Source organism: Acinetobacter sp. P1(2025) (assembly GCF_051390655.1).
In the GTDB taxonomy this organism is placed as follows: Bacteria; Pseudomonadota; Gammaproteobacteria; order Pseudomonadales; family Moraxellaceae; genus Acinetobacter; species Acinetobacter junii.
Genome location: NZ_JBPKBJ010000004.1, coordinates 67,633 through 90,944 on the forward strand (window position 1 = coordinate 67,633; position 23,312 = coordinate 90,944).

The following is a 23,312-nucleotide window of genomic DNA, read 5'->3' on the forward strand; positions in this document are numbered from 1 at the left end:
GAGGATAACTCTGTGGACAAAAGAATCAGTCAGCAACCAGAACAAAACCAGTGGTTGAATGTGTGGAGTCACTATCTTTCTCAAGCACCGTTCTCTCAATCTGCTCAACCATCGAATGCTGCGAAAATATTAGAGCAATTGATGGAAGCCAGTTTACAAGGCGACAGTTGTATTGATTTTGAAGCAATACAGCTTGAAGCATTAGGTGATTTAGCGGTTTCCAGTGAAATCGCAATGACTCAGGTTGCCCCATGCGTCTATGATCAGCAGGGCTTGGCATTATACCGATATTGGCAATTAGAACAACGCCTCGCTCATCAGATTTGTCGATTAAAGCGACAAATGGTACCAGAGATTGATATTTCTGTTTATCAACATTTATTGAGTGATGAATTTCAGCAGAAAGCTTTAAGTATGGTGTTGCAACAATGGCTCAGCATCATTACAGGAGGACCAGGTACAGGTAAAACCTATACTTTGGCACGCATTATTGCTGCATTAAATCAAACAATCCCTGATATTCGGATTGCCATGGCTGCACCTACTGGTAAGGCAGCGCAACGTATGCAAGAAGCATTGCAAAACTCATTTAAGGATCCCAAGCTCCTTGAGTCTGGGCTAGTAACGGATAGCCTACGACAACAAAGTACCCAAACATTGCATCGATTGTTAGGAATGGGGAATCGACAAGTTCCACGCTTCAATCTCAAACAACCATTACCTTATGATGTCATCGTAGTGGACGAGGCGTCGATGTTAGATTTGAGTCTTGCGACCGCGTTATTTGAAGCGGTTCCTGAGTCATGTCGAATTATTTTATTGGGAGATGCCAATCAATTAGCATCCGTCGATGTGGGGGCTGTTTTAGCAGATTTACAGCAGGTGAAAGGCTTAGCAGATAATCGAGTAGAGCTAAAAAATAGTCGCCGTTTTTCTGATGAAGCCAAAATTGGTCAGTTGGCTCGTTTTATTCAAGCACAATCGGCTTCTGCTGACTCTCATTTAGTCTTATCTAAACTTGAAAGTGAAATCGTAAAGCCTGCTTTACTTCAGCAGATTGAACTCAGTAAAGAAATGCCTGATTTCATTCAGTTGGAATATTTACCTGAGCAACAGGATATAGATGCTGAGCAGTATCAACAAAAACTAATGTATGGCTTTCAAGATTATGTCGACGTATTAAAAAACTATATAGAAGCCGACCAACCAGAATCATATATTCAACAGGTTATTCAGGTCTTTGATGATTATCGAATTTTAGCGGCAGTGAAACATGGTGCTTTGGGGATCGAACAACTCAATCGCTATGCTGAACGTTGGGTGAATCAGCAGCTTAAACAAATTGCAGTTGCAGAATGGTATGTTGGACGCCCTGTGATGATGACCTATAACGACTATCAGTTAGGGATTTCAAATGGTGATATTGGGATTTGTTTTAAACATCGAAGCCAAGCACAACAATTTGAAGTGTACTTTCCGAGTTTAAATAAGTGGATTGCAGCACATCGTCTACCGCGTAATATGCAAACAGCGTTTGCATTGACCATTCACAAATCTCAAGGTTCTGAATTCTCTCATACTGCAATTGTCTTAGATGCACATGCAGAAAAATTGTTGAGTCAGGAATTGATTTATACAGCGATTACAAGAGCGAAAAAAGTCGTGAGTATTTTAGCGACACAGAAATCATTACGAGCAGCCCTTACGATTCGAACAGTTCGTCGCAGTGGTTTAGTTCAAAAGATTAATTTAGACTGATTGTGAAATTATTCTTTAAAATGAGGGCTTTTGTAAGCAAAAGCTTACACAGATTCGAGATATTGTCGCTAGAGCTAAATACGTGTTTTTGAGATTATATAACCACAAACAGCCTAGCAAGGAATGCTAGGTAAATCGCACAAAGATAATAATAAAGTCGTTATGACAGCGAACTTACAGTGAAGTAAGTGATAAAAGAGGAAACTTACAGCCGCTAAGCCTTGTAGTTTTGGGAGAGACTACAGGGCTTTTTTATTTTCTTGATTTTTCTTTATCTGATTTCATCAAATTGCAATTTAGTTTGTTTAACTTGCAACACGTTAATATTCACTCTGAGTCATTTTAAAATTTAGATTATTATTTAATCTAAAAAAGTGATTGTAGGACAACAAATTTGTATTATTAAGTTAAATGTTATACAGACCTGTACGTTTTTGCTTACATAGAGATAAGAAAAATGCTATTTTTCTCCACAATTGATTCTGAGAGAATAGTAAGCATAAAGAGAAACAAGCTCTAATAACTGCACAGTATTCCAAGAAAATGATGTGCTCATACGTTCAGAGGGTTGAATGTAGCAAAACAAGAAAAGAAAATTAGAAGAATAGTGATAACTATAATTACGCGCAGAAGCCCAAGTCTAACTTGGGCTTTTTTATGCGTGAACGTTTCAGATTAAACGTTATCATTTTCAGTACGATCAGTTGCAAACAATGAGCGTCGCTGATTCTTTGGAATTTTTGGACAGTTGGTTGAGATTTGATAGAGGGTCTTTGCTAATGCAGGTAAATGAGTTCCGACGACTGATTTGCCCGTTGTGAGTAGAGAAACACTAATGTCGCGCTCTGGGTCTGCCCAACATAAAATATTCGAGAACCCGATATGCCCAAATGCTTGTCCAGTCATTGGACCAAATAAGCCAATTGGATTGCTTCCAAGCATAGGTCCTAACGCATAGCGCATAGGGGCTAATAAGGTACGATCTAAGCTAACTCCAGAAGTTGGCAGGGTTGAACGGAATACCGTTTGTGGCGACATAATTTGTTTGCCTTGATATTCACCACCACTCAACAACATTTCAAAGAAACGTCCTGCTTGTTCAGCACTGGTGTAAATATTTCCCGCTGGACAGATGGTATCCATAAAACGGGTGTCATTGGTCACATCAACTGCGAGTTGTAGTCCACCACCTAATACGTGGTGTAGATAGTGATCCGTCCCTAAACTTGGATGGATTCCTGTGGCATAGTTTAATGCCGCATCGGCACGATATTCTGGTTTGAGACCGTAGTTAAAATAGTTAAGCCCCATTGGTTTTTCGATTTGTTCAGCCAAAAAGTCACGAACATTTTGTCCTGTTACACGTTTAACGATTTCACCCAAGATATAACCTGCGGTAACTGCATGATAGGCGAGGTGAGTACCTGATGGTGAAACGGGTTTAGCAGCACAAAGTAACTTTAAAACTTCATCTTGGTTGAACAGAAGTTCTGGAGTAACTTCTTGATCAATACGAGGGATTCCACCACGGTGAGAAAGTAAATGAAAAATGGTGGCACGACGCTTTCCGTTGACACCATATTCAGGGATATAGTAGCTGATTGGATCTAGTAAATTTAGATCACCACGCTCATCTAACATATGGATGAGCATCGCTGTGACCATTTTCGATGCTGAAAATAAACAAATTGGAGTATCTGGTGTTCCGATTTGCGCATCAGCAGCTAAACCTTCTGGAGCATTTCCCCGTGCATAGCCAATACTTCGGTTGAGTAGAATCTGTCCATTACGGCGTAAGCACAGGGTTACAAGCGGGTAATTACCTGTTTTATAAAGTTGTTCAACACTATTCCAAATTTTTTGGATTTGACGTTCCGTCATCCCACCCAATTCAGCTGCGACCTCATCTTTGGAACGAATCACTTGATTCAGGTCTTTTGGAACATAACAGGTATTAGTAGATAAAATTTTCACGATTCCCTCGCATTTTTTCGTTTTCTTTCACTTCTGTTATAAATTGAAAACAGATTCATCCTAGTGTGCCGTTTTTGTTCAACGCTGTCAGCTGCCGAATTGCCAGTAAACATAAAACATTTTTGCAATATAACGATAGATCACTTAAAATAGCGCCTTGCTGTAGTGATGCACGGCAGTCGGTTGCTTGCAACTGATCATTATCATTTAACTTTTAAGCATCTCGGAGAAATCGAATGGCTTTAACTAATACTGATCGCGCAGAGATCATTGCTAAATTTGCTCGTGCTGAAAATGACACTGGTTCACCAGAAGTACAAGTTGCTTTGTTGACTGCTCAAATCAATGATTTGCAAGGTCACTTTAAAGAGCACAAACATGACCACCACAGCCGTCGTGGTTTGATTCGTATGGTTAACCAACGTCGTAAATTACTTGATTACTTAAACGGTAAAGATCACGGTCGTTATGTTGCTTTGATCGGCGCATTAGGTTTACGTCGTTAATTCGATTTTACTTTGTTTTCGCTATTTCGCATGTTGTTATGCTTTATCGCTGAAAAGAGAGTTTCATCTAATTTATTTTAGGTGATTTTAAGAAGGGGCGCTTGTTCGCTCCTTCTTTGCGTTTAACTTTTTTATATATTTGATCTAGTGCGATGGCTTCTAAGCTTTGTCATTTATCTACACAGCAGTTGTGGTCTGAATGCCAAACCTTAGGGGTCTCACTAGAATAAAATTAGGAAAATACAATACATGTCTATGTTTAATATAGTTCGTAAAGAATTCCAATTTGGTCAACACCAAGTTGTTTTAGAAACGGGTCGCGTTGCACGTCAAGCAAATACAGTTTTAGTCACTATGGGTGGTGTAACTGTTTTAGTTGCGGTTGTTGCGCAACCTAAAGCAAAAGCAGGTCAAGATTTTTTCCCGTTGACTGTTAACTATCAAGAAAAACAATATGCAGCGGGTCGTATTCCAGGTGGTTACGGTAAACGTGAAGGTCGTGCATCTGAAGCTGAAACTTTGATTTCACGTCTAATCGACCGTCCAATTCGTCCGTTATTCCCAGAAGGTTATTTCAACGAAATCCAAGTAACAGCGACTGTTGTTTCTTCTGATAAGACGATGGATGCTGATATTGCCGCTATGCTAGGTACATCAGCTGCATTATCAATCGCTGGTACACCTTTCCGTGGTCCAATCGGTGGTGCTCGTGTTGGTTTGATCAATGGCGAATACGTTTTAAACCCGAACTTTGAACAACTTGCACAATCTGATCTTGATTTAGTTGTTGCGGGTACAGAATCAGCAGTATTAATGGTTGAGTCTGAAGCGAAAGAACTTTCAGAAGACCAAATGTTGGGTGCTGTACTTTTCGGTCATGACGAAATGCAAATTGCAATTCAAGCCATTAAAGAATTTGCTGCTGCCGCTGGCGCAGTTGAATCAACTTGGGTTGCTCCAGTTAAAAATGAAGAGCTTCGTGCAAAATTGAAAGAAGCTTTCGAAGCAAAAATTTCTGAAGCTTATACGATTGCAGTTAAACAAGATCGTTATACAGCACTAGATGCATTGTATGCTGAAGCTGTTGCACAGTTCGTTCCTGAAAATGACGAAACTGGTATCGCTGATGAAGTAAATGAATTATTTGAAGATCTTAAATATCGTACAGTACGTGACAACATCTTGTCAGGTAAACCACGTATTGATGGTCGTGATACTAAAACTGTTCGTGCGATCGATGTTCAAGTCGGTGTATTAGATCGTGCTCACGGTTCTGCGTTATTTACACGTGGTGAAACTCAGGCATTGGTAACAACAACTTTGGGTAATACTCGTGATGCATTGATGGTTGATACCCTTGCTGGTACTAAGACTGACAACTTCATGTTGCACTACAACTTCCCTGCATACTCTGTAGGTGAGACTGGTCGTGAATCAGGCCCTAAACGTCGTGAAATCGGTCATGGTCGTTTAGCACGTCGTGGTGTTCAAGCTGTTCTTCCTGCTGCTGATCGTTTCCCGTACGTGATTCGTATCGTATCTGATATTACTGAATCAAACGGTTCATCTTCTATGGCTTCAGTATGTGGTGCTTCATTATCACTTATGGATGCAGGTGTTCCACTTAAAGCGCCAGTTGCTGGTATTGCAATGGGCTTAGTGAAAGAAGGTGAGCGTTTCGCAGTTCTTTCTGACATCTTAGGTGATGAAGATCATCTTGGTGATATGGACTTTAAAGTAGCAGGTTCAGCAAACGGTATTACTGCGCTTCAAATGGATATTAAGATTGAAGGGATCACTGAAGAAATTATGGAAGTTGCGTTAAACCAAGCATTTGCTGGTCGTATGCACATCCTTAATGAAATGAACAAAGTGATTTCACGTGCTCGTCCTGAAATTTCAATGCATGCTCCTACTTTTGAAGTGATCAGCATTAACCCAGACAAGATTCGTGATGTCATTGGTAAAGGTGGTGCAACGATTCGTGCCATTACAGAAGAGACTAAAGCTGCGATTGATATCGAAGACAATGGTACAGTTCGTGTATTTGGTGAAACTAAAGCTGCTGCTCGTGCTGCGATTGCAAAAATCCAAGCACTTACTGCTGAAGTTGAACCAGGTAAGATCTATGACGGTAAAGTAATCCGTATCGTTGAGTTTGGTGCGTTTGTAAACATCATGCCAGGTACTGATGGTTTACTTCACATTTCGCAAATCTCAAATGAGCGTATTGCAAACGTGACTGACGTATTGAAAGAAGGTCAAGATGTGAAAGTACAGGTTGCGGATGTTGATAACCGTGGTCGTATCAAGTTAACAATGAAAGATATTGAACAAGCGTAAGCTTCTCAATATACAAAAAGTCCGCTAAATGCGGACTTTTTTATGGCATCATCTTTTAAAATTTTATCTGAACATTAGAGTTATGCAGCTTTATTATTTTTATCGACATAACAGTGAAAATACGATTTTTATTAGTGCAGAAGAACAAGCAGAACATCATCTAGAGTTTTTATGGGTCGATAGTTTAAGACAAGATTTAGTGAATCATAACGAGATGTGGCAAAAGAACATTTATGAGCATACTGGTGTGGTGCTCAATGAATTTCATATGCGAGATTTATTAAATATCGAACATCCGTGTGCTTTTGATACTGTTGAAGAATATGATCTTCTAGTTTTTCGTAAGTTAATCACGCCAGATGACCAAATTTATGAAAATGAAGCATCTGAATCTCATGAAAGCGTTTTTGGTTTGGCGACAACGCCTATCAGTTTTATTTTAACGCCTCATATTTTGATTAGTCTTAGAGAGCAGGGCAATAAAGCGGTAGAGAGTTATATCCAACGTATTCAGATGATTATGGAAAAACCCATAGCTGAACAAAACAAACCTCGTAAATTACCAAGTACACCTGCTGATTTATCACTTCGTTTATTAAACAGTATGATTGATGGTTATCTAAATCTAAGAACCCCATTAACACGACGTGTTGAATATTGGCAGCAACAGTTATTGCAAGGAAATCGTCGATTTAAACAATGGCATCAGTTGTTTCATGAAGATATGGCATTTCAGCAGATTGAAAATCTATGTGAAGAGCAAATTGAAACTTTACAAGAGTTTCGGGATGAGCTTGTAGATAATTATCATCATGTGGTTGGAGAACATAAGCACAAAACTCAAGATATTCTGTTAGTTCGTTTAAATGATTTGATGAGTCATGTCGAACGCGTGCAAAAGCATACTTTGAGGCTTCGCAATGCTGTTCAATCTGCAATTGATCTACATTTTTCTGCGATTGCGAACCAAACTAACGAGAATATGCGAATACTGGCAATTATCACGGCAGTTTTTGCACCATTAACTTTACTCACGGGAATTTATGGAATGAACTTTGAGTTTATTCCTGGTCTCAAATCACCCGTAGGTTTTTGGATTATGCTAGGTGTGATGTTGCTGAGTACAGTCTTGCTACTTTATTACTTTTATCAGCAACATTTGGTTGGTCGTGGTGAGCGTAGTGTGATTGATTTGCTCGCACAACAAAACAAGCAGCGAAATATTAATCTGCTTTGGTTCTTAGATTATGAGCCAATCAAACAAACACTGAAGGAAGTTGAGAAAATGACCAAATTAAAATGATGAATTTGGTCTGTGTATTTTACTCAGTGGAAATGTTTGAGTTGTCTTCTTAATTGTTGAACTTCATCAATTAAATCCAACATTACTGCCACAGCTGAGAGGCTAGCATCGAAATCCCGTTGTAGGCGATAAGCACGACGAGCACGAGCCACATCTTCGCCGATGAATTTATAGCTTTGTGGATCGACTTTGATTTGTAAAATATCATAATCAATCAGTTTTAAAACCCAATCGGTACTTTGACCACAAGCTTCAGCGAAGTGCTCAAGATCAAGAGCCAATTGTTCATCAATGATTTCAACTTGGCAGTGACCGTCATATTGAATTTCTTTGTATTGAATTGTTGTCATGATCTTACTCCTTATGAAGCACGTGGATTGAACGATGAGAAGGCTTCTGAGAATTGTTGATATGCCTTTTGTTCTTGTTCAGTTTGTGCCGTTGGTAAAACAATATTCACAATCAGATAAAGGTGTCCTGGATGTTTGTTTGGAATCCCTTTTTCTTTTAAACGGAGCTGTTGCCCATTTTTCGCCTGTTTAGGCAAATTTACTTTTAGCTGCCCTGCAGGTGTATTGACCTCAATACTTTGACCTAAAGCAGCTTCCCATGGTGTAACGTCAATAGTTTGGTAAACATCTACACCATCGACATGAATGCGGTTGGTATCTTTGTATTGGATTTCGATATATAGATCGCCATTTGGTCCTCCATTGATTCCTGATTGTCCTTGTCCACTGAGACGGATTTGTTGTCCTTCTTTCATTCCCTTCGGAATTTTCACCTCAAGTGTTTTACGTTGAATTTCGGGTTCACCATAGACATTGTAGGTCGGTATTTGTAATGTAATTTGCTGCGTTGAGCCCTGATATCCAATTTCCAAATCGATTTCAATACGTGCATGTTGGTCTTCACCACGGTAACTATGTTGTTGACGTTGCGAACGATGTTGACCACCCCCGAAACCAGCGCCAAAACGACCGAAGATGTCTTCAAAACCACTAAAATCAGCACCTGCCCCTGAACTTTGTCGATAATATTGTGCACCATCAAAACCACTCTGATTGTTTTGCCCAAAACCTGAAAAACCTTGAGGTTGATCGAGCATTTGGTCATATTCAGCTTTTTTGTCTGCATGACTCAAGGTGTCGTATGCGACATTGATGGCTTGCATTTTGGTTTCAGCATCGGCTTCTTTACTGATGTCAGGATGATATTTTTTTGCCAGTTTTCTATAGGCTTTTTTAATTTCATCTGCTGAGGCATCTCTAGAAACACCTAGCTCTTCATAATAATTTTTTGTCATGATATTAAATTAGGATAGTTATCTGTTTCTTTCATTATGAAACGAATCCAATTTAATGCAATGCATTCGATTGTATAAGACTTGTTTTAATTCAATTCGGATAATTTTTTATTTTTATTATTAGTGGCTTGGAATATTTTCTTATTAAAATATTTCTCGAAAAATACACTAATCAAACCATATCTGCGTTGGAAATATTAGCAATAAAGTAATCTTTAAAATCGCGGGTAAACTCTATTCAAACTAAGAGGCTTGAAAGTAATCCGCAAAAAAATGCCCAATCATTTGATTGGACATTTTGTTGAAATTAATTCAGAAACATTGCATCTGAATTAACTCAAATGTTCACCGAACAAGCCCAAAGCTTCTTCCGCTGTAAACTCATAGCGTGTATTACAGAATTGGCAATCCATTTGGATTGGGTTTTGTGCTTCAAGCGTTTCATGAACTGCATGAACACCAATTTGAATCAATGCATTGGCACAACGTTCTTTTGAACAGGTACAGCCGAATTTGAGCTGTTCAACTTCTGGTAAGCGAACCTCTTCCTCATTGTATAGTCGATACAAAATCTCATTGGCTGGAAGATCTGTTAGCTCTTCTGATTTGAGTGTTTCAGTTAACATTCTCAAACGTGGCCATATATCTTCATCAACAAGCTTTTGTTCTTCCTCATCGTTTCGAGGTAAGAGCTGGATTAAAAGACCACCAGAACGCTCTCCATTGGTTGCTAGTACAATATGTGTTGGGATTTGCGCTGACAAATCATAATATTGCATTAGACAACCTGCTAAAGTCGGTTGATCAAGAGGTACAATCCCTTGGTAACGTTCACCATGTTCAGGTTCGATATTGATAAAAAGAACAGGGTTGGTGAGGGCTGCCAAAACAGTTCGACTGTCACTACCTTCATTAAATCTTGGATCTTCTTCGTAATCAGCTAATGCACGTACTTCACCTAAATGATTACACTCCGCCATTGCCCATTTGAATGTCCCGCTCGCCTGAATTTGTAGGCTGATGCGCCCACGAATTTTAAGCGTGCTTGCAAGTAATGCCGTTGCGCTGAGCATCTCACCTAAAAGGCTTTTCACCGCAGGCATGTATTCTCTTTGAGCCAAAATCGTTTGTAATGTTTCTTCTAGATGAACCACTTCACCACGAACAGGACAGTCTTCGATATAAAAGCGTTGGCGTAAATCAGACATATTTTTCTCCAATACCCCGTTAGGGGAAAACAAAGCAATGCTCTGCCTTGAAAAGCGCTTATGGCTTTATAAGAAGGTGAATGGTTATGCAGTCAATAATGGTGTCAGTTTACGAAAACTCAAGATATTTCCTGCTGAGAATTTGCTTCACTTTGTGTATTTTGCTCATTCATCAAACGATGTTTTGCAGAAATAGATGTGTTTTCAAATAAATATTCAAGTTCTGCAAGTGCATTCGGGTAACGCTCTATTTGATCGTCTTCATCATATGTACTGTAATGCGATCGCAAAAGCACCTGATCGTGCTGTTTAAACTCTTCAATTCGAGTTTTTGTCTCATCAATTGATAGACCTGTTTCGATCAGCACATCTTCTGCCATACCTAAAGATGAGAGATAGGTTTCACGATAAATTTGTTGCACACCTAATTGATGCAGTAGGTGGGCATGATGTCGATCACGAGCACGTGCAAATAAAATTAATTCTGGATAATTCAAACGAAGGTGACGAGCGAGATTCATACTATCCTCAACATCATCAATCACTAAAATTGCCAGCTTACAGTGTTCTATACCAGCGATACGAAGATTCTGGATTTGAGTCACGTCAGCATCAATAAAGCGATGTCCATATTGTTCTATAAAATGAGCAGCAGGTTGATTGCTATCAATGACGCTAAAGTGTTGGCCTTGCGCATGTAATACTCTAGCGATGATTTGCCCAAATCGCCCGAAACCTAGAATTAGAATCGAATGTTGCGCAACTTCGTCTGAGTCGGGCTGAACTGGCTTTTTAAAGATCAAAGGTAAAACTTTAGAATTCACCAGCCAAAATAAAGGTGGAGTCAAAAGCACTGACCCAAATACCACGACTAGAGTTGGCTGTAATATTTGCGTACTGATGACTTTTTCACTTTCAGCAATTTTGAGCAAGATAAAGGTCAACTCTCCACTTTGTGCCAGCAATACAGCGGACAGGTTACTGAGTTTTAGTAGGCGTTGTTGAAAATAGCTCGTCACTCCAATAATGCCTGCTTTAATCACCACAAGCCCAACGATCGCAGCGACAATAAAAACAGGAGTTTGGAATAAGGGATTGAGTGTTAGGTTTAATCCTAAAGCAAAAAACAGCAGTCCGATGAACGCATGTTTAAAAGGTTGAATAAAGTTTCCGATCTCGGTACGAAAATCAGTTTCAGCGAGCACCAGACCCGCTAAAAAGGCAGCGATTAAGATATGAATATTTAAAATCTGTAGTATCAAAAAAATACTGAGTACAACCAGCGTGCTGAGGATGGGAAGAAGTTCAAGACTTTTATTACGCGCTAAATAATGAAAAGCTGGACGCACTAGATAGCGGCTTGCTAAAAATAACCCCGAGATTGTTGCAATGATTGCAGCAAAATAGGCGATACCATGACGTGTAGTTGCGGTATCTTCGAGTAATGGAAACAGGATAATAAGGATCACAGCAAAACAACTTTGTAGTTGAACTGCGGTTAAACTATTTTGTCCTAATTGACTATGAACCTGATTTTTTTGCTCTATAAATTGTTGTACTAAAAAGACAGATGAAAAGCTCAGGGATAGCCCCAAAATACAGCCTAGTAACAACTGATCCAACAAGAGAAAGCATACGACACAGAGGACAATGCTAATCAAAGCCAAAGGCATAGCATAGAGCTTTAAGACACGATGACGTTGTTGCCACAGTTGTTTAGGTTTTAAATAAAAACCTAGGAAAAACAAAACAGCCAACATGCCTAAGTCGGTTAAAAGTTGAATTTCATCAACATCATCAATCAGTTTGAAAACACTAGGACCTAACAACAGTCCTGCAATCGTAAAGCCTAAAATCGTTGAGAATGTATAACGCTTTGCGATTGGTGCAAAAATTAATGCTGCTACGAGGAAAAAAAGGACAGTAATCAATAAAGACATTTAATGCCTCGAATCTAAAATTCTTATCGTGAATTCAACTAAACTCTTGTGGATCAACATCAATTGATAATCTGAGTTGATGTTGGCGAGGTAAATGTACCACTTGTTGCCACCATTGACGTAAATAAAAATGCAGTTTTGCTCGGTCGGCAGATAAAATCACCATATGCGCTCGATAACGCCCTGCTTTGCGTTCCATTGGGGCAGGAATAGGTCCCCAAATTTCAATAATATCTGCTGCAATAGCTCTTAAGCCTTGTGCTGCTTCCATTAAAAACTGTTGACTATAATCACGATCTTTCGACTCCACACGGACTAAAACAGCGTAACGATAAGGCGGTAACATCGCAACTTTACGCTCACTCAGCATTTGTTTTGCAACAGCACGATAGTCTTGTTCAATCAAGGTTGTGAGCATTGGATGATCGGGTCTTAAACTTTGTAAATATACGTTGCCTTTATGTTCACCACGTCCTGCACGTCCTGCAACTTGTATGATCAATTGTGCTGTGCGTTCAGGTGCTCTTGGGTCTACGCTTAATAATCCTGAGTCGATATCCAGAATAGCGACTAATGTGACGTGTGGGAAATGATGTCCCTTCGCCAGCATTTGAGTACCTAACAAGATGCTTGGTTTATTCTGTTGAATTCGATCATAGATTTTTTGCCAACTACCCACACGACTTGTACTGTCACGATCTACCCGAATCACTTCATGATGGGGGAATAACTCGTGTAACTGTTCTTCAACTTTTGCAGTTCCAGCACCAATGCTTTTTAACGTTTGATGTTTACAAGCAGGGCATTCGTCTGGCAGGCGATTGATCGTACCGCAATGATGACAGTGTAAATAAGAATAAGGCTGTGAATGTACAGTGAAATGTGCATCACAATGTGGGCAGTTTGCTTGCCACCCACAACTTTCACATAGTAAAACAGGAGCGTAACCTCGACGGTTTAGGAAGATAAGAACCTGTTCTTTGCGCTCTAAAGTTAATTTAATTTGATCAATTAGGTTTTGACTGATGCCATTTTTCTTCTTTGCTACTTTTAGATCAATCACATGCATTTTCGGTAAGACCGCAGTTCCAGCACGTTGATTGAGTTCAAGTAAATGCAATTTACCAGACTCCACTAGATGATAACTATCAATACTTGGTGTGGCTGAACCCAAAATCACAGGGCAATTGTGTAAATGACCACGATAAAGGGCGACATCACGAGTGTGATAACGGAAACCCTCTTGTTGTTTATAAGAGAGATCGTGTTCTTCATCTAAGATGATCAAACCTAGATGCGGCAAAGGGGTGTAAATCGCAGAACGAGTTCCAATGATGATAGATGCTTTACCAGTTTGTGCATGTTGCCAAGCTTGCAAACGTTTTGAATCATTAAGTCCCGAGTGCAGTAAAGCAACATCACAATGAAAACGAGATTTGAAGCGTGCGACCGTTTGAGGTGTCAAACCAATTTCAGGCACCAACACCAAGACTTGTTTACCTTGCTTTAGAACCTCATGCATTACTTGCAAATAGACTTCGGTTTTACCACTGCCTGTAAGTCCATCTAGTAAAAAGGCTTGGTAACGTTGTTGAGCTTTGAGTATTTGTTGAATTGCTCGCTTTTGATCTTCGTTCGGCGTTAAAGGCATTTGTGCAAGTTGTATAGGCATCGGTGTAAAGTCATGAGCTTCAAGCTGACATTCAACCAGTCCTTTTTTTTCCAATGCCTTTAATGTTGCAGTTTCTACACCACTAAGATTTAAAATATTTTCGGTAGCGCCATGTGGATGAAGTTTTAGAATCTGATAGGCATCGTATTGCTTTTGAGAACGTTTTAATAAAGATTCTGGATCGTCATGCGCAAGAATATTCCAGTGGTGAAATAAGATATCTAAAGCACGACCCTGTCTTAAGAGTGCAGGAAGTGCACTTTGCATCACTTCACCAATCGGGAATTGATAATACTGCGCAGACCATGTCAACAAAGTTAAAACTTGTTGGTCTAAGATAGCATCTTCATCAAGAAGTGCTGTAATCGGTTTAAGTTTGAATTGCCCTGTAAACGGCTCATTTGGATCAACTTTCTCGGTAATGATACCGATCAGGTTTTGGCGACCAAATGAAACAGAAACACGTGCGCCTATTTGAGCTTGCAGGTATTGCTCTGCACTGACCGTATAGTCAAACGTGTCATACACATAGACGGGTAATGCAACTCGAATACGGTAAAGAATAGCGTTAGAATTTTCGGTAGGCATATTGGCTTTATTCACGTGTAAAATGGCATGATGTCATATCATGGAATTATGCTAAAGTGCTGTGCACAAGGCGTATCAAATATTCAAATCAAAACAGTAATTTTACGATCTTGATGAATATAGAATGGAACAATCGTTCCTTATTCCTTACATGGATGCAACAGTAACGACAACTATTTTTGGACAATTAGAACAGAACCATGCCTGCTTATCAATTTACTGCAATCGATGCTGCTGGAAAGCAACACAAAGGTGTGCTGGAAGGCGATTCCGCTCGACAAATTCGTCAACAGTTGCGTGACAAAGCGTGGACACCGATTGCTGTTGATGCGGTTGAGCAAAAAGACAAGCAACAACAGCGATCATGGTTTAGAAAAAGCTTTAGTGCTTACGATTTGGCACTGATGACACGACAGTTATCTGTTTTAGTCGCAGCAGGCATTCCTTTGGAAGAAGCACTGCGAGCTGTGAGTAAGCAGAGTGAAAAGTCACACGTTCAAAACCTTTTAATTTCGGTTCGATCAAAGGTTTTGGAAGGACATTCACTGGCACAGGCAATGCAACAATCAGGACGGTTTCCAGAATTGTATATTGCGACGGTTGCTGCTGGCGAAAGGTCTGGACATCTGGATCTGATCTTAGATCAGCTTTCTGATTACACTGAAAATCGTTTTGCGATGCAGAAGAAAATTCAAGGTGCAATGATCTATCCAATTATCCTGATGTTGATGTCATTTGGGATCGTGATGGGATTGATGACTTATGTTGTTCCTGAAATCGTAAAAACCTTTGAACAAAGTAAAGAGGCATTGCCTTGGATCACCGTGTTATTGATGAAAATTAGTGCGTTTATTCGTCAAACATGGATAGGCATGTTGATCATTGGTTTTATTGCTCTCATTCTGTTTACGAGGTTTTTAAGAACAACTGCAGGGCATTATGCATTTGACCGATTAACACTCAAATTGCCACTATTTGGTAAACTTTCACGTGGTATAAATGCTGCACGGTTTGCCAGCACACTATCAATTTTGACACGTTCAGGTGTTCCTTTGGTTGAAGCTTTGCGCATTGGTGCAGAGGTGAGTAACAATTGGGTGATTCGTGATTCGATTGAGGTCGCAATGGAGCGTGTAACAGAAGGTGGTAATTTGGCAACACAGTTAGAACGTTGCGGTTATTTTCCACCAATGATGGTACAAATGATTCGTAGTGGTGAGGCTTCAGGTGAGTTAGACCGCATGTTGGATCGTGCATCTACGATGCAAGATCGAGAAGTCACGACTTTTATCTCCACCTTATTGGCACTGCTAGAACCTCTGATGTTGGTTTTCATGGCAGCGATTGTATTGGTGATCGTGATTGCGGTAATGTTGCCAATTATTAATATGAACAATATGATTTGATGAATTGCATGAAAGAGATGAAAATGAATAAGCAAAAAATGTATATGAAGCAATCTGGCTTCACGTTAATTGAAGTGATGGTTGTGATTGTCATTTTAGGTGTTCTAGCTGCATTGATCGTTCCGAACGTGATGGGACGCGGCGAAAAAGCTAAAGTTGATACCACGCAAATTACTTTAAAAGGTGTTGCTGGCGCTTTAGATCAATATAAATTAGATAATGGGCGTTACCCATCGATGCAAGATGGTGGTTTAGATGCATTAGTGAATCAACCTGCAACCGCAAAAAATTGGTTGCCTGGTGGCTATGTCAAAGGTGGTTATCCTAAAGACAGCTGGGAAAATGACTTACAATATGTGATTCCAGGTCGTGAAGGTCGCTCTTTTGATTTGTATTCGTTTGGTGCAGATGGAAAAGAGGGTGGTGAGGGTAATGATGCAGATATTTATTATCAACCATAAATTCTAATTAAAACGATCACTTCACTTTTAGAATAAATAAATCAAGAGTGAAGTGATAATGTTTCTTAATTCATAAAATAATCATAAATTTATGAAAAACATGATAATAATATAATCAAACTAATTTGAGATTTATAATAAGAATTATTCCCATATTTAATAGTTACAAGAAACAGAAGTGATTCATTAAATTAAACTTTTTATTTAGATTAAAGCTTTGCATAATAAATTCAGATCATTTAAATGGGTGATGGAGAAATCAGATGAAAGCATTTTTTTTGTTAGATGAACTGAATCAGTTTCATTGGGCAATGCTTAAATCTGTATTGCTCATTTTAAGTTTACTACCTGTCTGTGAAGGGGCATTAAACTTATGGCAAACGGCTGAAGGAAGTAGTCAGATCATCATTGGCTTTTTTGCGATCAGTTTATTGAGTACGTGGTTTATCGTTTGTTTCTTGAGTGCTTTGAAAACCAGTATTTGGAATATTAGTAATCTAATTCCAAAATATGAACAATTCATTTTTAAAGCTTATCGAGCTTTGCCGATGTTTTTCTTATCTGGTTTAGTCGCGTATCTCACGGTACAGTTTTCAATCTTATTTTAATTTGAATATTATGAATAAAAAAAGAGCGCTTTGGATTCAAAACGCTCTTTAGAAATTATCGACGTGATTTAAATGAAATATCGACTTTTCTAGGACGATATATCCAACCGATAATTAAAAGTAGAACAGAGAAAATAAGAATCGGGAAATCACTTAAACGATTATAAAGTGTTTGACCTTGCATCGCTGGTAAATCACCACGTAATACTGCTTCGTGATCCATAGGAGCCTGTTTCACAATATGACCATTCTGATCAATAAAGGCCGTGACGCCTGTATTGGTTGCACGAATAAACCAACGACCATTTTCTTTGGCACGCATTTGCACCATTTGTAAATGTTGCCAAGGTCCAGCCGTTCCTGTAAACCAAGCATCATTTGAAACTGTGATTAAAAAGTCGCTATTGAGCGCATTACGGCGAGTGAGATTTGGATAAGCCACTTCATAACAAATTGCAGCTGCAAGCGCATGTCCTTTCACAGACAATGGTTTTTGATCTGATTCTCCGCGAGAAAAACCACTCATACTTACATCGTTCTGCATTGCAGGAAGTACCCATTTCAACATTCCAGACAACGGAATGTATTCACCAAAGGGTACGAGGCGTTGCTTTTTATATAAGCCAGACGATTCACTACCAGAAGCCATGATACTGTTGTAGTACAAAGGCTCACCTACTTGTTGTGATTTAGGGATGTCCCAATAAGGAATACCCGTAACCCAAGCAGTATCAGATTTTTTAGCCTGTGCATCCATTGCTTTTAAAAAGTCAGGAATGTCTGTTTGAAACAGAGGAATCGAAGATTCAGGCCAAACAATTAAATCACGTCCCCATTCAGCACGACTCAGGTTGGCATAGATTTCCAAGGTTTTAATTTGATATTCAGTCAACCATTTCAAGTCTTGAGGAATATTGCCTTGGATTAATGAAACACTGAGTGGTTTTTCTGTTTTGGGTTGTACAAATTGAATGAAACCCGCACCCCATGCACCTAAGATCAGTAAACCAGATGGGATGGCCCAAAACCAACGACGATTGAGGATTTCGACAAGAGCACATGCGAGCACGATCACGACAAACGATACAGCATAGACCCCAAATAAAGGCGCATAACCATCTAATAATCGTTCTGTGAATGCATAGCCTGCAAAAAGCCATGGAAATCCCGTGAAGACCCATGTTTTTGCCCATTCAAATAAAACCCAAAGTGGTGCAAATGTCAGTGGAGTTTCAGGGAAAAATCGACGGTAAAGCCAAGTCTGAAAAGCGGTAAATAAGCCCATTGCAGCTGCCATAAAGGCAATCATCAAAACGCTTAAAAAGGAGTTAGTATCACCATAGACGTGAATGGAGGTATATAACCAAAATGCACCTACAAACCACAATCCGAATCCGTATGCCCAGCCCAATACAAATGCCTGTCTAGGATTACGCTGGCGTAATACGGCATAGAGTAAAGCAGGAGATAAGATTGCTAACCACCAAAAGAAATACGGTGCGAGCGCAAAACTAAAGATTGCACCTGAAATAAGTGCAATCAGGAGTGGAAAGATAAACGGAAGCTGTTTGTGGGTTTGGGATGGGTTGAACAGCTTTTCAAAGTAGCTTCTCATTGACGGACAGCTCGAATCAGATGAATAGTGCGTGCATCTGCTTCAATAATGGTAAATTCCCAATCACCAAGTTCAATCGTCTGACCTTGTAGATCGCTCACTAAACCGATTTCTTGCAGCAGTAAACCGCCCATAGTTTCAACTTCATCGTCAGAAAAATCTGCATCTAAAATTGTGTTGAAATGTTCAATTGGTGTAAGTGCTTGAACAATCCAAGTATTTGCTGTGGTTGGATCATTGTCAGGAACAATGTACAAAGCTTCTTCATCAGCAATGTCATGTTCATCTTCAATTTCACCAACGATCTCTTCAAGAATATCTTCCAGAGTAACTAAACCAGAAGTTGAACCATATTCATCAATCACGATGGCGATATGCGTTTGTGTGTTTTTTAGCATACGAAGCACTTGATCTGATCGCGCACTTTCAGGAACAAACACAGGTTGGCGCATCAATGAGCGAATGTCGACTTTGACATTGCGTTCAGTGAGAAATGGCAATAAGTCTTTTGCAAGAAGAATGCCCACAACATTGTCAGTTTGATCAGCAGAAAAAACGGGAAAGCGAGAGTGTGCTGATTCAATTAAAACATGCAAGATGTCAAGCAGCTGATCATCTTCTTGTAAGCTAATAATTGCAGTACGAGGTGTCATAACCTCTCGAATCTTCGTTGCTGGCAGATCTAGAACACCTTCAAGCATTGCGACTGTGTCGGGTTCTAAGAAGCGACGTGAATCTTGAACTAACTTAAGTAATTCATCGCGAGTTTCAGGTGCAGTACCTAACCATTTTCTTAAGCCACGCATACCCCACGACGGACTGGATTCATCGACCATGATCTTTCCTAAAGACTCTCTATATCAATTAGATGATTTTCATCATACCGAAGAAAAAGCGGATATGCATCAATAAAACGATGCAAGAAATGTACAGTTTTTCAAAAAAGTGCAGGTGATTTCTACAGTATGACTTTATGATAAAATGTGAAAATTAGCATATTTGAGTTATATGATGTCTGAACAAACCAAACTCCCAACAGTACAACTTAATACCCGTGGTTTACGTTGTCCTGAACCAGTGATGATGCTGCATCAAGCGATTCGTAAAGCAAAATCTGGGGATGTGGTAGAAGTTTTTGCAACAGACCCTTCAACTTCTTGGGATATTCCTAAATTCTGCATGCATCTAGGACATGAATTACTGTTGAAAGAAGAGTCTTTAGACGAAAATAGCAATACTGAATATCATTATTTAGTGCAAAAAGGTTAATCGTTTGCTTTCGACCTATTTCTCAGGTTTTGCGCTGGGACTTTCACTTATTCTCGCAATTGGTGCACAAAATGCTTTTGTTTTAAAGCAAGGATTGCTCAAACAGCATGTATTTTGGGTATGTCTGATCTGTGCTTTATCCGACGCATTTTTAATTTGTTTAGGTGTGTTTGGATTTGCTTCAATATTGAGTCAACAAGCATGGTTGATTCAAGCTATGAAGTATTTCGGCGCACTCTTCTTGTTTATTTACGGCGCCCGCAGCTTTTACAATGCTTATAATTCGCAGTCAGGTTTAATTGCTTCTGAACAAGAAACAACGACTTTCTGGCAAACGATAGTTTTATGTCTCAGTTTCTCTTGGTTAAATCCGCATGTCTACTTAGACACGGTTGTATTATTAGGTTCAATATCTGCTCAATATGCAGATAAGATCTCTTTTGCTAGTGGGGCAGTATCAGCGTCATTTTTATTCTTTTTTAGTTTAGGATTTGGGGCGAGATTATTGCGTCCTGTATTTGCAAATCCTAAAGTTTGGAAAGTCTTAGATCTATTGATTGGCTGTATCATGTGGTTGATCGCACTTTCACTATTAAGATAGGTTTTTATGCACCTATCTTTTTGATTTAATTACTTTTCGACTGATCCAGTAATCACAACTTACATATCTTCCACCGCCAAGAACCAGTAGTGCACCCAACATAACCAAATAGGTCACTGCAAACTCAACGCCATTATTCAATATGACAAATGAGCCACTTGATGTAAGCCAATCATAATTTCCATAAGTGCTCAGAATCTCTCTCGCTTTCTCTAGTTTCTCAGCCGATTCAATCACTTCCATATTTGCAAAAGGAGCGTGTGGATCAGCAATCGCTTGCCATCCATTTTGAATGTGTACAGTAAAGATAGCGACCAGCATAGTGATAATCAATGGAATACAAATCAGTCGCGTTACAAGACCTAAGGCAAGTAAGACAGCACCACCTAACTCAGCCGAAATTGCAAGGCTAGCCATAACCAATGGGAAGGGTAAGCCCAAGCCCCATTCACTATTGCCAAACCATTCAACTGTATCATTGAAATGTTGTAGTTTATTGTGTCCAGCCATCCAAAAAATAGGAATTAAATATAGGCGAAGCGCTAAAGAGGCGATTCCATCAAAATAATTTAAGTTGAAACCCAAATTCTGATAGCGTTTATGTAAAGAATAAATTAGATTTTTCATGAGAAATTCACAACGAATAAGTTTTATTAGTTATTAGTCGTTTGAATTTTTGATTTCTTACACAAAAAAAATCTAAATTTGACTGTAATAATTTGATTGTTCGCACGTCTAATTTTATGTACCTAGTACAAAAGCAATATTTACTTAAAAGGAACTTCACAATGAATAAATTAAACTCAATGACTTCGGTTGCCGCTTTAGTTGCATTATCTATGGTTGGTGCAGCAACCCAAGTTTCGGCAGCATCGACGACGACTGAAACACATGTGACTAAAACTGCAGATGCAAAATGTGGTGAAGCGAAATGTGGTTCAGATAAAGCGAAAAAACAACACAAAACTACTGATGCAAAATGCGGTGCAGATAAAAAAGCTGCGGATGCTAAATGCGGCGCAGACAAAAAAATGGCAGATGCAAAATGTGGTGCAGACAAAAAAGTGGCTGATGGGAAGTGTGGCGCTCACTAAGCCTTATGCAGACGGTTGATGACAGCATCTAAAAAGATGGCTGTCATTCACCAAAGGGATTCTTTATGGATGCAATCACAAATGTGGGTCTTGGCCTAAGGCGAGATTTTATCGAAGCATTTTTAGGTGCGACTCATCATCCTGACTTTATTGAAGTTGCTCCAGAAAATTGGATGGGTTTTGGTGGTCGACATGCGAAACTTCTAGCTCAGTGTGTAGAAAAATCTCCATTAATTTGTCACGGACTCTCTTTGTCGATTGGTGGTCCTCATCCCTTAAATATTGATTTTATTTATCAAATCAAAAAATTCTTAGATGCTTATCAAGTCGAGATTTATTCGGAACATCTGAGTTATACCAATGATGGTGGCTATTTATACGATCTCTTGCCTATCCCAATGACTGAAGCTGCTGTGAAGTATGTAGTGGAACGAATTTCTCAAGTTCAAGATATTTTAGGGCGAAGATTAGTATTAGAAAATGTTTCTACTTATCTTATGCCGAATGCTGAAATGTCTGAGGCAGAGTTTGTCCGTGAAGTAATCACACAAGCAGATTGCGAATTATTGTTGGACGTGAATAACGTTTATGTAAATAGTATCAACCACCAAGCAGATGCTTATGCTTTCATTGAAGCTATGCCGAAACAACGTATTCGTTATTTACATATAGCAGGGCATGAACCGGTGAGTACAGATTTACTCATTGATACTCATGGTGCTGAAGTATGTGATCCCGTGTGGGCATTGTTGGAATACACTTATCAGGTATGTGGTGTGAAACCAACGTTATTAGAGCGCGATTTTAATATCCCAACATGGCAGCAACTTCAGAGTGAATTGAATAAGATTCAGCAGTTACAGCATCAATATTCAAATCAACATACACTAATCCCAATGAGCCAGAATTTGGTCGATGGGGTGAATGTATGAGTATGAATGAGCATACTTTTCAGCAGACCCAACATGATTTTTGTGACTGGCTGCGTGATCCAAATTCAGTAAAAGCAGTGCCTTTTGCTTTGGATCGTATGCAAGTTTATCGAGAACTGTTGTTCAACAATGTTTGCTCATTTATCAATTTGGTTTATCCGGTGGCTCGATCTTTATTGCCTGAGCAGCAATGGCAACAGTTACTGACGGATTTTTTTCGAGAATCTCAGAATCAGTCTCCGCTTTATAACGATATCTCGTTGCAATTCAGAGAGTTTCTCACAGAAAAGCAGCATCCTATTTTATTTGAATATCCTTGGCTTGCTGAGCTATTGCAATACGAATGGCTTGAACTGTACTTGGATACACTTGAAATTGAAGATGTCACTTTGAATGCCGAATTAAATTGGCAGCTGACTACACAAGTTTGGGTGTTGGTGTATCAATATCCTGTTTACCAGTGGTCAATCAATCAAATTCACAAAGATCCCGCTCCAAGTGCCATCATGGTTTGGCGGAACAAACATGATCGGGTTTGTGTTGAAATATTGACTCCATTAACAGCTTATCTAATTGAGCAATTAGCACAACAACCATTGCCGCGAATAGCACTCGCTGAGTTTATCCAGCAAATAATTCCTGATCTATCGTTCAGTGAAGTGAATACTCAACTGGATGAACTTGCAGAAGATTTGATCCGCTTAGAATTGTTATACAAACCTGACTAG

At 39.3% G+C, this 23,312-nt stretch carries 21 protein-coding genes; 12 read left to right on the forward strand and 9 right to left on the reverse strand.

Annotation, left to right across the window (positions count from 1 at the left end; all coding sequences use genetic code 11):
- The first annotated feature begins 12 nt into the window (after nucleotides 1-12).
- Complete coding sequence (recD, locus tag ACSC97_RS01990; protein ID WP_436659067.1) at nucleotides 13-1,758, forward strand: exodeoxyribonuclease V subunit alpha; 1,746 nt, start codon at nucleotides 13-15, stop codon at nucleotides 1,756-1,758.
- A 675-nt stretch (nucleotides 1,759-2,433) separates the two neighbouring features.
- On the opposite strand, the gene ACSC97_RS01995 is transcribed toward recD, so the two are convergent.
- On the reverse strand, nucleotides 2,434-3,732 hold the full coding sequence (locus ACSC97_RS01995; protein ID WP_004957543.1) for an EstA family serine hydrolase: 1,299 nt from the start codon (nucleotides 3,730-3,732) through the stop codon (nucleotides 2,434-2,436).
- Nucleotides 3,733-3,968: 236 nt separating this feature from the next.
- Between ACSC97_RS01995 and rpsO the strand changes: the two genes are divergently transcribed.
- From rpsO to ACSC97_RS02010, 3 genes are all read left to right on the forward strand, one after another.
- On the forward strand, nucleotides 3,969-4,238 hold the full coding sequence (gene rpsO, locus ACSC97_RS02000) for a 30S ribosomal protein S15 (protein WP_004656162.1): 270 nt from the start codon (nucleotides 3,969-3,971) through the stop codon (nucleotides 4,236-4,238).
- Nucleotides 4,239-4,493: 255 nt separating this feature from the next.
- Nucleotides 4,494-6,581 carry a polyribonucleotide nucleotidyltransferase gene (gene pnp, locus ACSC97_RS02005; protein WP_171053834.1) on the forward strand — a complete coding sequence of 696 codons (2,088 nt, stop codon included), beginning with the start codon at nucleotides 4,494-4,496 and terminating at the stop codon, nucleotides 6,579-6,581.
- A gap of 82 nt (nucleotides 6,582-6,663) precedes the next feature.
- Nucleotides 6,664-7,884, forward strand: coding sequence for a magnesium transporter CorA family protein (locus tag ACSC97_RS02010; protein WP_039047672.1), 1,221 nt, complete (start codon nucleotides 6,664-6,666; stop codon nucleotides 7,882-7,884).
- Nucleotides 7,885-7,907: 23 nt separating this feature from the next.
- Here ACSC97_RS02010 and ACSC97_RS02015 read toward each other — a convergent pair whose 3' ends face one another.
- The 5 genes from ACSC97_RS02015 to ACSC97_RS02035 form a co-directional block, all read right to left on the reverse strand.
- A complete protein-coding gene (locus ACSC97_RS02015) occupies nucleotides 7,908-8,234 on the reverse strand; it encodes a chaperone modulator CbpM (RefSeq protein ID WP_004957551.1) in 327 nt (108 codons plus the stop codon).
- An 11-nt stretch (nucleotides 8,235-8,245) separates the two neighbouring features.
- Nucleotides 8,246-9,190 (reverse strand): DnaJ C-terminal domain-containing protein, encoded by a 945-nt coding sequence (locus ACSC97_RS02020; RefSeq protein ID WP_199956008.1) that lies wholly within the window; start codon nucleotides 9,188-9,190, stop codon nucleotides 8,246-8,248.
- Between the two features lie 332 nt (nucleotides 9,191-9,522).
- Nucleotides 9,523-10,398, reverse strand: a complete 876-nt coding sequence (gene hslO, locus ACSC97_RS02025; protein ID WP_004957557.1) for an Hsp33 family molecular chaperone HslO — start codon at nucleotides 10,396-10,398, stop codon at nucleotides 9,523-9,525.
- A 119-nt stretch (nucleotides 10,399-10,517) separates the two neighbouring features.
- The gene (locus ACSC97_RS02030; RefSeq protein ID WP_436659071.1) at nucleotides 10,518-12,338 is read right to left on the reverse strand and encodes a cation:proton antiporter domain-containing protein; all 1,821 of its coding nucleotides are present in this window, start codon (nucleotides 12,336-12,338) and stop codon (nucleotides 10,518-10,520) included.
- Between the two features lie 34 nt (nucleotides 12,339-12,372).
- A complete protein-coding gene (locus ACSC97_RS02035) occupies nucleotides 12,373-14,598 on the reverse strand; it encodes a primosomal protein N' (RefSeq protein WP_436659073.1) in 2,226 nt (741 codons plus the stop codon).
- 200 nt (nucleotides 14,599-14,798) lie between these two features.
- Here ACSC97_RS02035 and gspF point away from each other — a divergent pair, with 200 nt between their 5' ends.
- The 3 genes from gspF to ACSC97_RS02050 all read left to right on the forward strand — a co-directional run bounded on the left by gspF (nucleotide 14,799) and on the right by ACSC97_RS02050 (nucleotide 17,073).
- Complete coding sequence (gene gspF / locus ACSC97_RS02040; RefSeq protein ID WP_004957567.1) at nucleotides 14,799-16,004, forward strand: type II secretion system inner membrane protein GspF; 1,206 nt, start codon at nucleotides 14,799-14,801, stop codon at nucleotides 16,002-16,004.
- 23 nt (nucleotides 16,005-16,027) lie between these two features.
- On the forward strand, nucleotides 16,028-16,465 hold the full coding sequence (gene gspG, locus ACSC97_RS02045) for a type II secretion system major pseudopilin GspG (RefSeq protein ID WP_004916750.1): 438 nt from the start codon (nucleotides 16,028-16,030) through the stop codon (nucleotides 16,463-16,465).
- A 263-nt stretch (nucleotides 16,466-16,728) separates the two neighbouring features.
- The gene (locus ACSC97_RS02050) at nucleotides 16,729-17,073 is read left to right on the forward strand and encodes a hypothetical protein (protein WP_201897831.1); all 345 of its coding nucleotides are present in this window, start codon (nucleotides 16,729-16,731) and stop codon (nucleotides 17,071-17,073) included.
- Nucleotides 17,074-17,128: 55 nt separating this feature from the next.
- On the opposite strand, the gene lnt is transcribed toward ACSC97_RS02050, so the two are convergent.
- Together lnt and ACSC97_RS02060 are read right to left on the reverse strand one after the other, a co-directional pair.
- On the reverse strand, nucleotides 17,129-18,688 hold the full coding sequence (lnt, locus tag ACSC97_RS02055) for an apolipoprotein N-acyltransferase (RefSeq protein WP_201897830.1): 1,560 nt from the start codon (nucleotides 18,686-18,688) through the stop codon (nucleotides 17,129-17,131).
- Nucleotides 18,685-19,524 carry an HlyC/CorC family transporter gene (locus tag ACSC97_RS02060; protein ID WP_004916742.1) on the reverse strand — a complete coding sequence of 280 codons (840 nt, stop codon included), beginning with the start codon at nucleotides 19,522-19,524 and terminating at the stop codon, nucleotides 18,685-18,687. The genes lnt and ACSC97_RS02060 overlap by 4 nt, the downstream gene beginning before the upstream one ends.
- Before the next feature lie 175 nt (nucleotides 19,525-19,699).
- Here ACSC97_RS02060 and tusA point away from each other — a divergent pair, with 175 nt between their 5' ends.
- Together tusA and ACSC97_RS02070 are read left to right on the forward strand one after the other, a co-directional pair.
- Nucleotides 19,700-19,957 carry a sulfurtransferase TusA gene (gene tusA / locus ACSC97_RS02065; RefSeq protein WP_004916739.1) on the forward strand — a complete coding sequence of 86 codons (258 nt, stop codon included), beginning with the start codon at nucleotides 19,700-19,702 and terminating at the stop codon, nucleotides 19,955-19,957.
- Between the two features lie 4 nt (nucleotides 19,958-19,961).
- On the forward strand, nucleotides 19,962-20,558 hold the full coding sequence (locus ACSC97_RS02070; protein ID WP_201897829.1) for a LysE/ArgO family amino acid transporter: 597 nt from the start codon (nucleotides 19,962-19,964) through the stop codon (nucleotides 20,556-20,558).
- Nucleotides 20,559-20,570: 12 nt separating this feature from the next.
- Here ACSC97_RS02070 and ACSC97_RS02075 read toward each other — a convergent pair whose 3' ends face one another.
- On the reverse strand, nucleotides 20,571-21,185 hold the full coding sequence (locus tag ACSC97_RS02075) for an HvfX family Cu-binding RiPP maturation protein (RefSeq protein ID WP_201897828.1): 615 nt from the start codon (nucleotides 21,183-21,185) through the stop codon (nucleotides 20,571-20,573).
- 161 nt (nucleotides 21,186-21,346) lie between these two features.
- On the opposite strand from ACSC97_RS02075, the gene ACSC97_RS02080 reads away from it, so the two are divergent.
- From ACSC97_RS02080 to ACSC97_RS02090, 3 genes are all read left to right on the forward strand, one after another.
- The gene (locus tag ACSC97_RS02080) at nucleotides 21,347-21,652 is read left to right on the forward strand and encodes an HvfA family oxazolone/thioamide-modified RiPP metallophore (RefSeq protein ID WP_004916729.1); all 306 of its coding nucleotides are present in this window, start codon (nucleotides 21,347-21,349) and stop codon (nucleotides 21,650-21,652) included.
- A 65-nt stretch (nucleotides 21,653-21,717) separates the two neighbouring features.
- A complete protein-coding gene (locus ACSC97_RS02085) occupies nucleotides 21,718-22,584 on the forward strand; it encodes an HvfB family MNIO-type RiPP peptide maturase (RefSeq protein ID WP_436659080.1) in 867 nt (288 codons plus the stop codon).
- The gene (locus ACSC97_RS02090; protein ID WP_201897826.1) at nucleotides 22,581-23,312 is read left to right on the forward strand and encodes an HvfC family RiPP maturation protein; all 732 of its coding nucleotides are present in this window, start codon (nucleotides 22,581-22,583) and stop codon (nucleotides 23,310-23,312) included. The genes ACSC97_RS02085 and ACSC97_RS02090 overlap by 4 nt, the downstream gene beginning before the upstream one ends.

What these genes read in the sequence shown, in the direction of transcription:
- rpsO (WP_004656162.1), top strand. Translation starts at nt 3,969, where the DNA reads ATGGCTTTAACTAATACTGATCGCGCAGAGATCATTGCTAAATTTGCT.
- ACSC97_RS02060 (WP_004916742.1), bottom strand. Translation starts at nt 19,524, where the DNA reads ATGGTCGATGAATCCAGTCCGTCGTGGGGTATGCGTGGCTTAAGAAAA.
- ACSC97_RS02035 (WP_436659073.1), bottom strand. Translation starts at nt 14,598, where the DNA reads ATGCCTACCGAAAATTCTAACGCTATTCTTTACCGTATTCGAGTTGCA.
- ACSC97_RS02030 (WP_436659071.1), bottom strand. Translation starts at nt 12,338, where the DNA reads ATGTCTTTATTGATTACTGTCCTTTTTTTCCTCGTAGCAGCATTAATT.
- ACSC97_RS02075 (WP_201897828.1), bottom strand. Translation starts at nt 21,185, where the DNA reads ATGAAAAATCTAATTTATTCTTTACATAAACGCTATCAGAATTTGGGT.
- gspF (WP_004957567.1), top strand. Translation starts at nt 14,799, where the DNA reads ATGCCTGCTTATCAATTTACTGCAATCGATGCTGCTGGAAAGCAACAC.
- ACSC97_RS02090 (WP_201897826.1), top strand. Translation starts at nt 22,581, where the DNA reads ATGAGTATGAATGAGCATACTTTTCAGCAGACCCAACATGATTTTTGT.
- ACSC97_RS02010 (WP_039047672.1), top strand. Translation starts at nt 6,664, where the DNA reads ATGCAGCTTTATTATTTTTATCGACATAACAGTGAAAATACGATTTTT.
- ACSC97_RS02015 (WP_004957551.1), bottom strand. Translation starts at nt 8,234, where the DNA reads ATGACAACAATTCAATACAAAGAAATTCAATATGACGGTCACTGCCAA.
- hslO (WP_004957557.1), bottom strand. Translation starts at nt 10,398, where the DNA reads ATGTCTGATTTACGCCAACGCTTTTATATCGAAGACTGTCCTGTTCGT.
- pnp (WP_171053834.1), top strand. Translation starts at nt 4,494, where the DNA reads ATGTTTAATATAGTTCGTAAAGAATTCCAATTTGGTCAACACCAAGTT.
- tusA (WP_004916739.1), top strand. Translation starts at nt 19,700, where the DNA reads ATGTCTGAACAAACCAAACTCCCAACAGTACAACTTAATACCCGTGGT.
- ACSC97_RS02080 (WP_004916729.1), top strand. Translation starts at nt 21,347, where the DNA reads ATGAATAAATTAAACTCAATGACTTCGGTTGCCGCTTTAGTTGCATTA.
- ACSC97_RS02085 (WP_436659080.1), top strand. Translation starts at nt 21,718, where the DNA reads ATGGATGCAATCACAAATGTGGGTCTTGGCCTAAGGCGAGATTTTATC.
- lnt (WP_201897830.1), bottom strand. Translation starts at nt 18,688, where the DNA reads ATGAGAAGCTACTTTGAAAAGCTGTTCAACCCATCCCAAACCCACAAA.
- ACSC97_RS02050 (WP_201897831.1), top strand. Translation starts at nt 16,729, where the DNA reads ATGAAAGCATTTTTTTTGTTAGATGAACTGAATCAGTTTCATTGGGCA.
- gspG (WP_004916750.1), top strand. Translation starts at nt 16,028, where the DNA reads ATGAATAAGCAAAAAATGTATATGAAGCAATCTGGCTTCACGTTAATT.
- ACSC97_RS02020 (WP_199956008.1), bottom strand. Translation starts at nt 9,190, where the DNA reads ATGACAAAAAATTATTATGAAGAGCTAGGTGTTTCTAGAGATGCCTCA.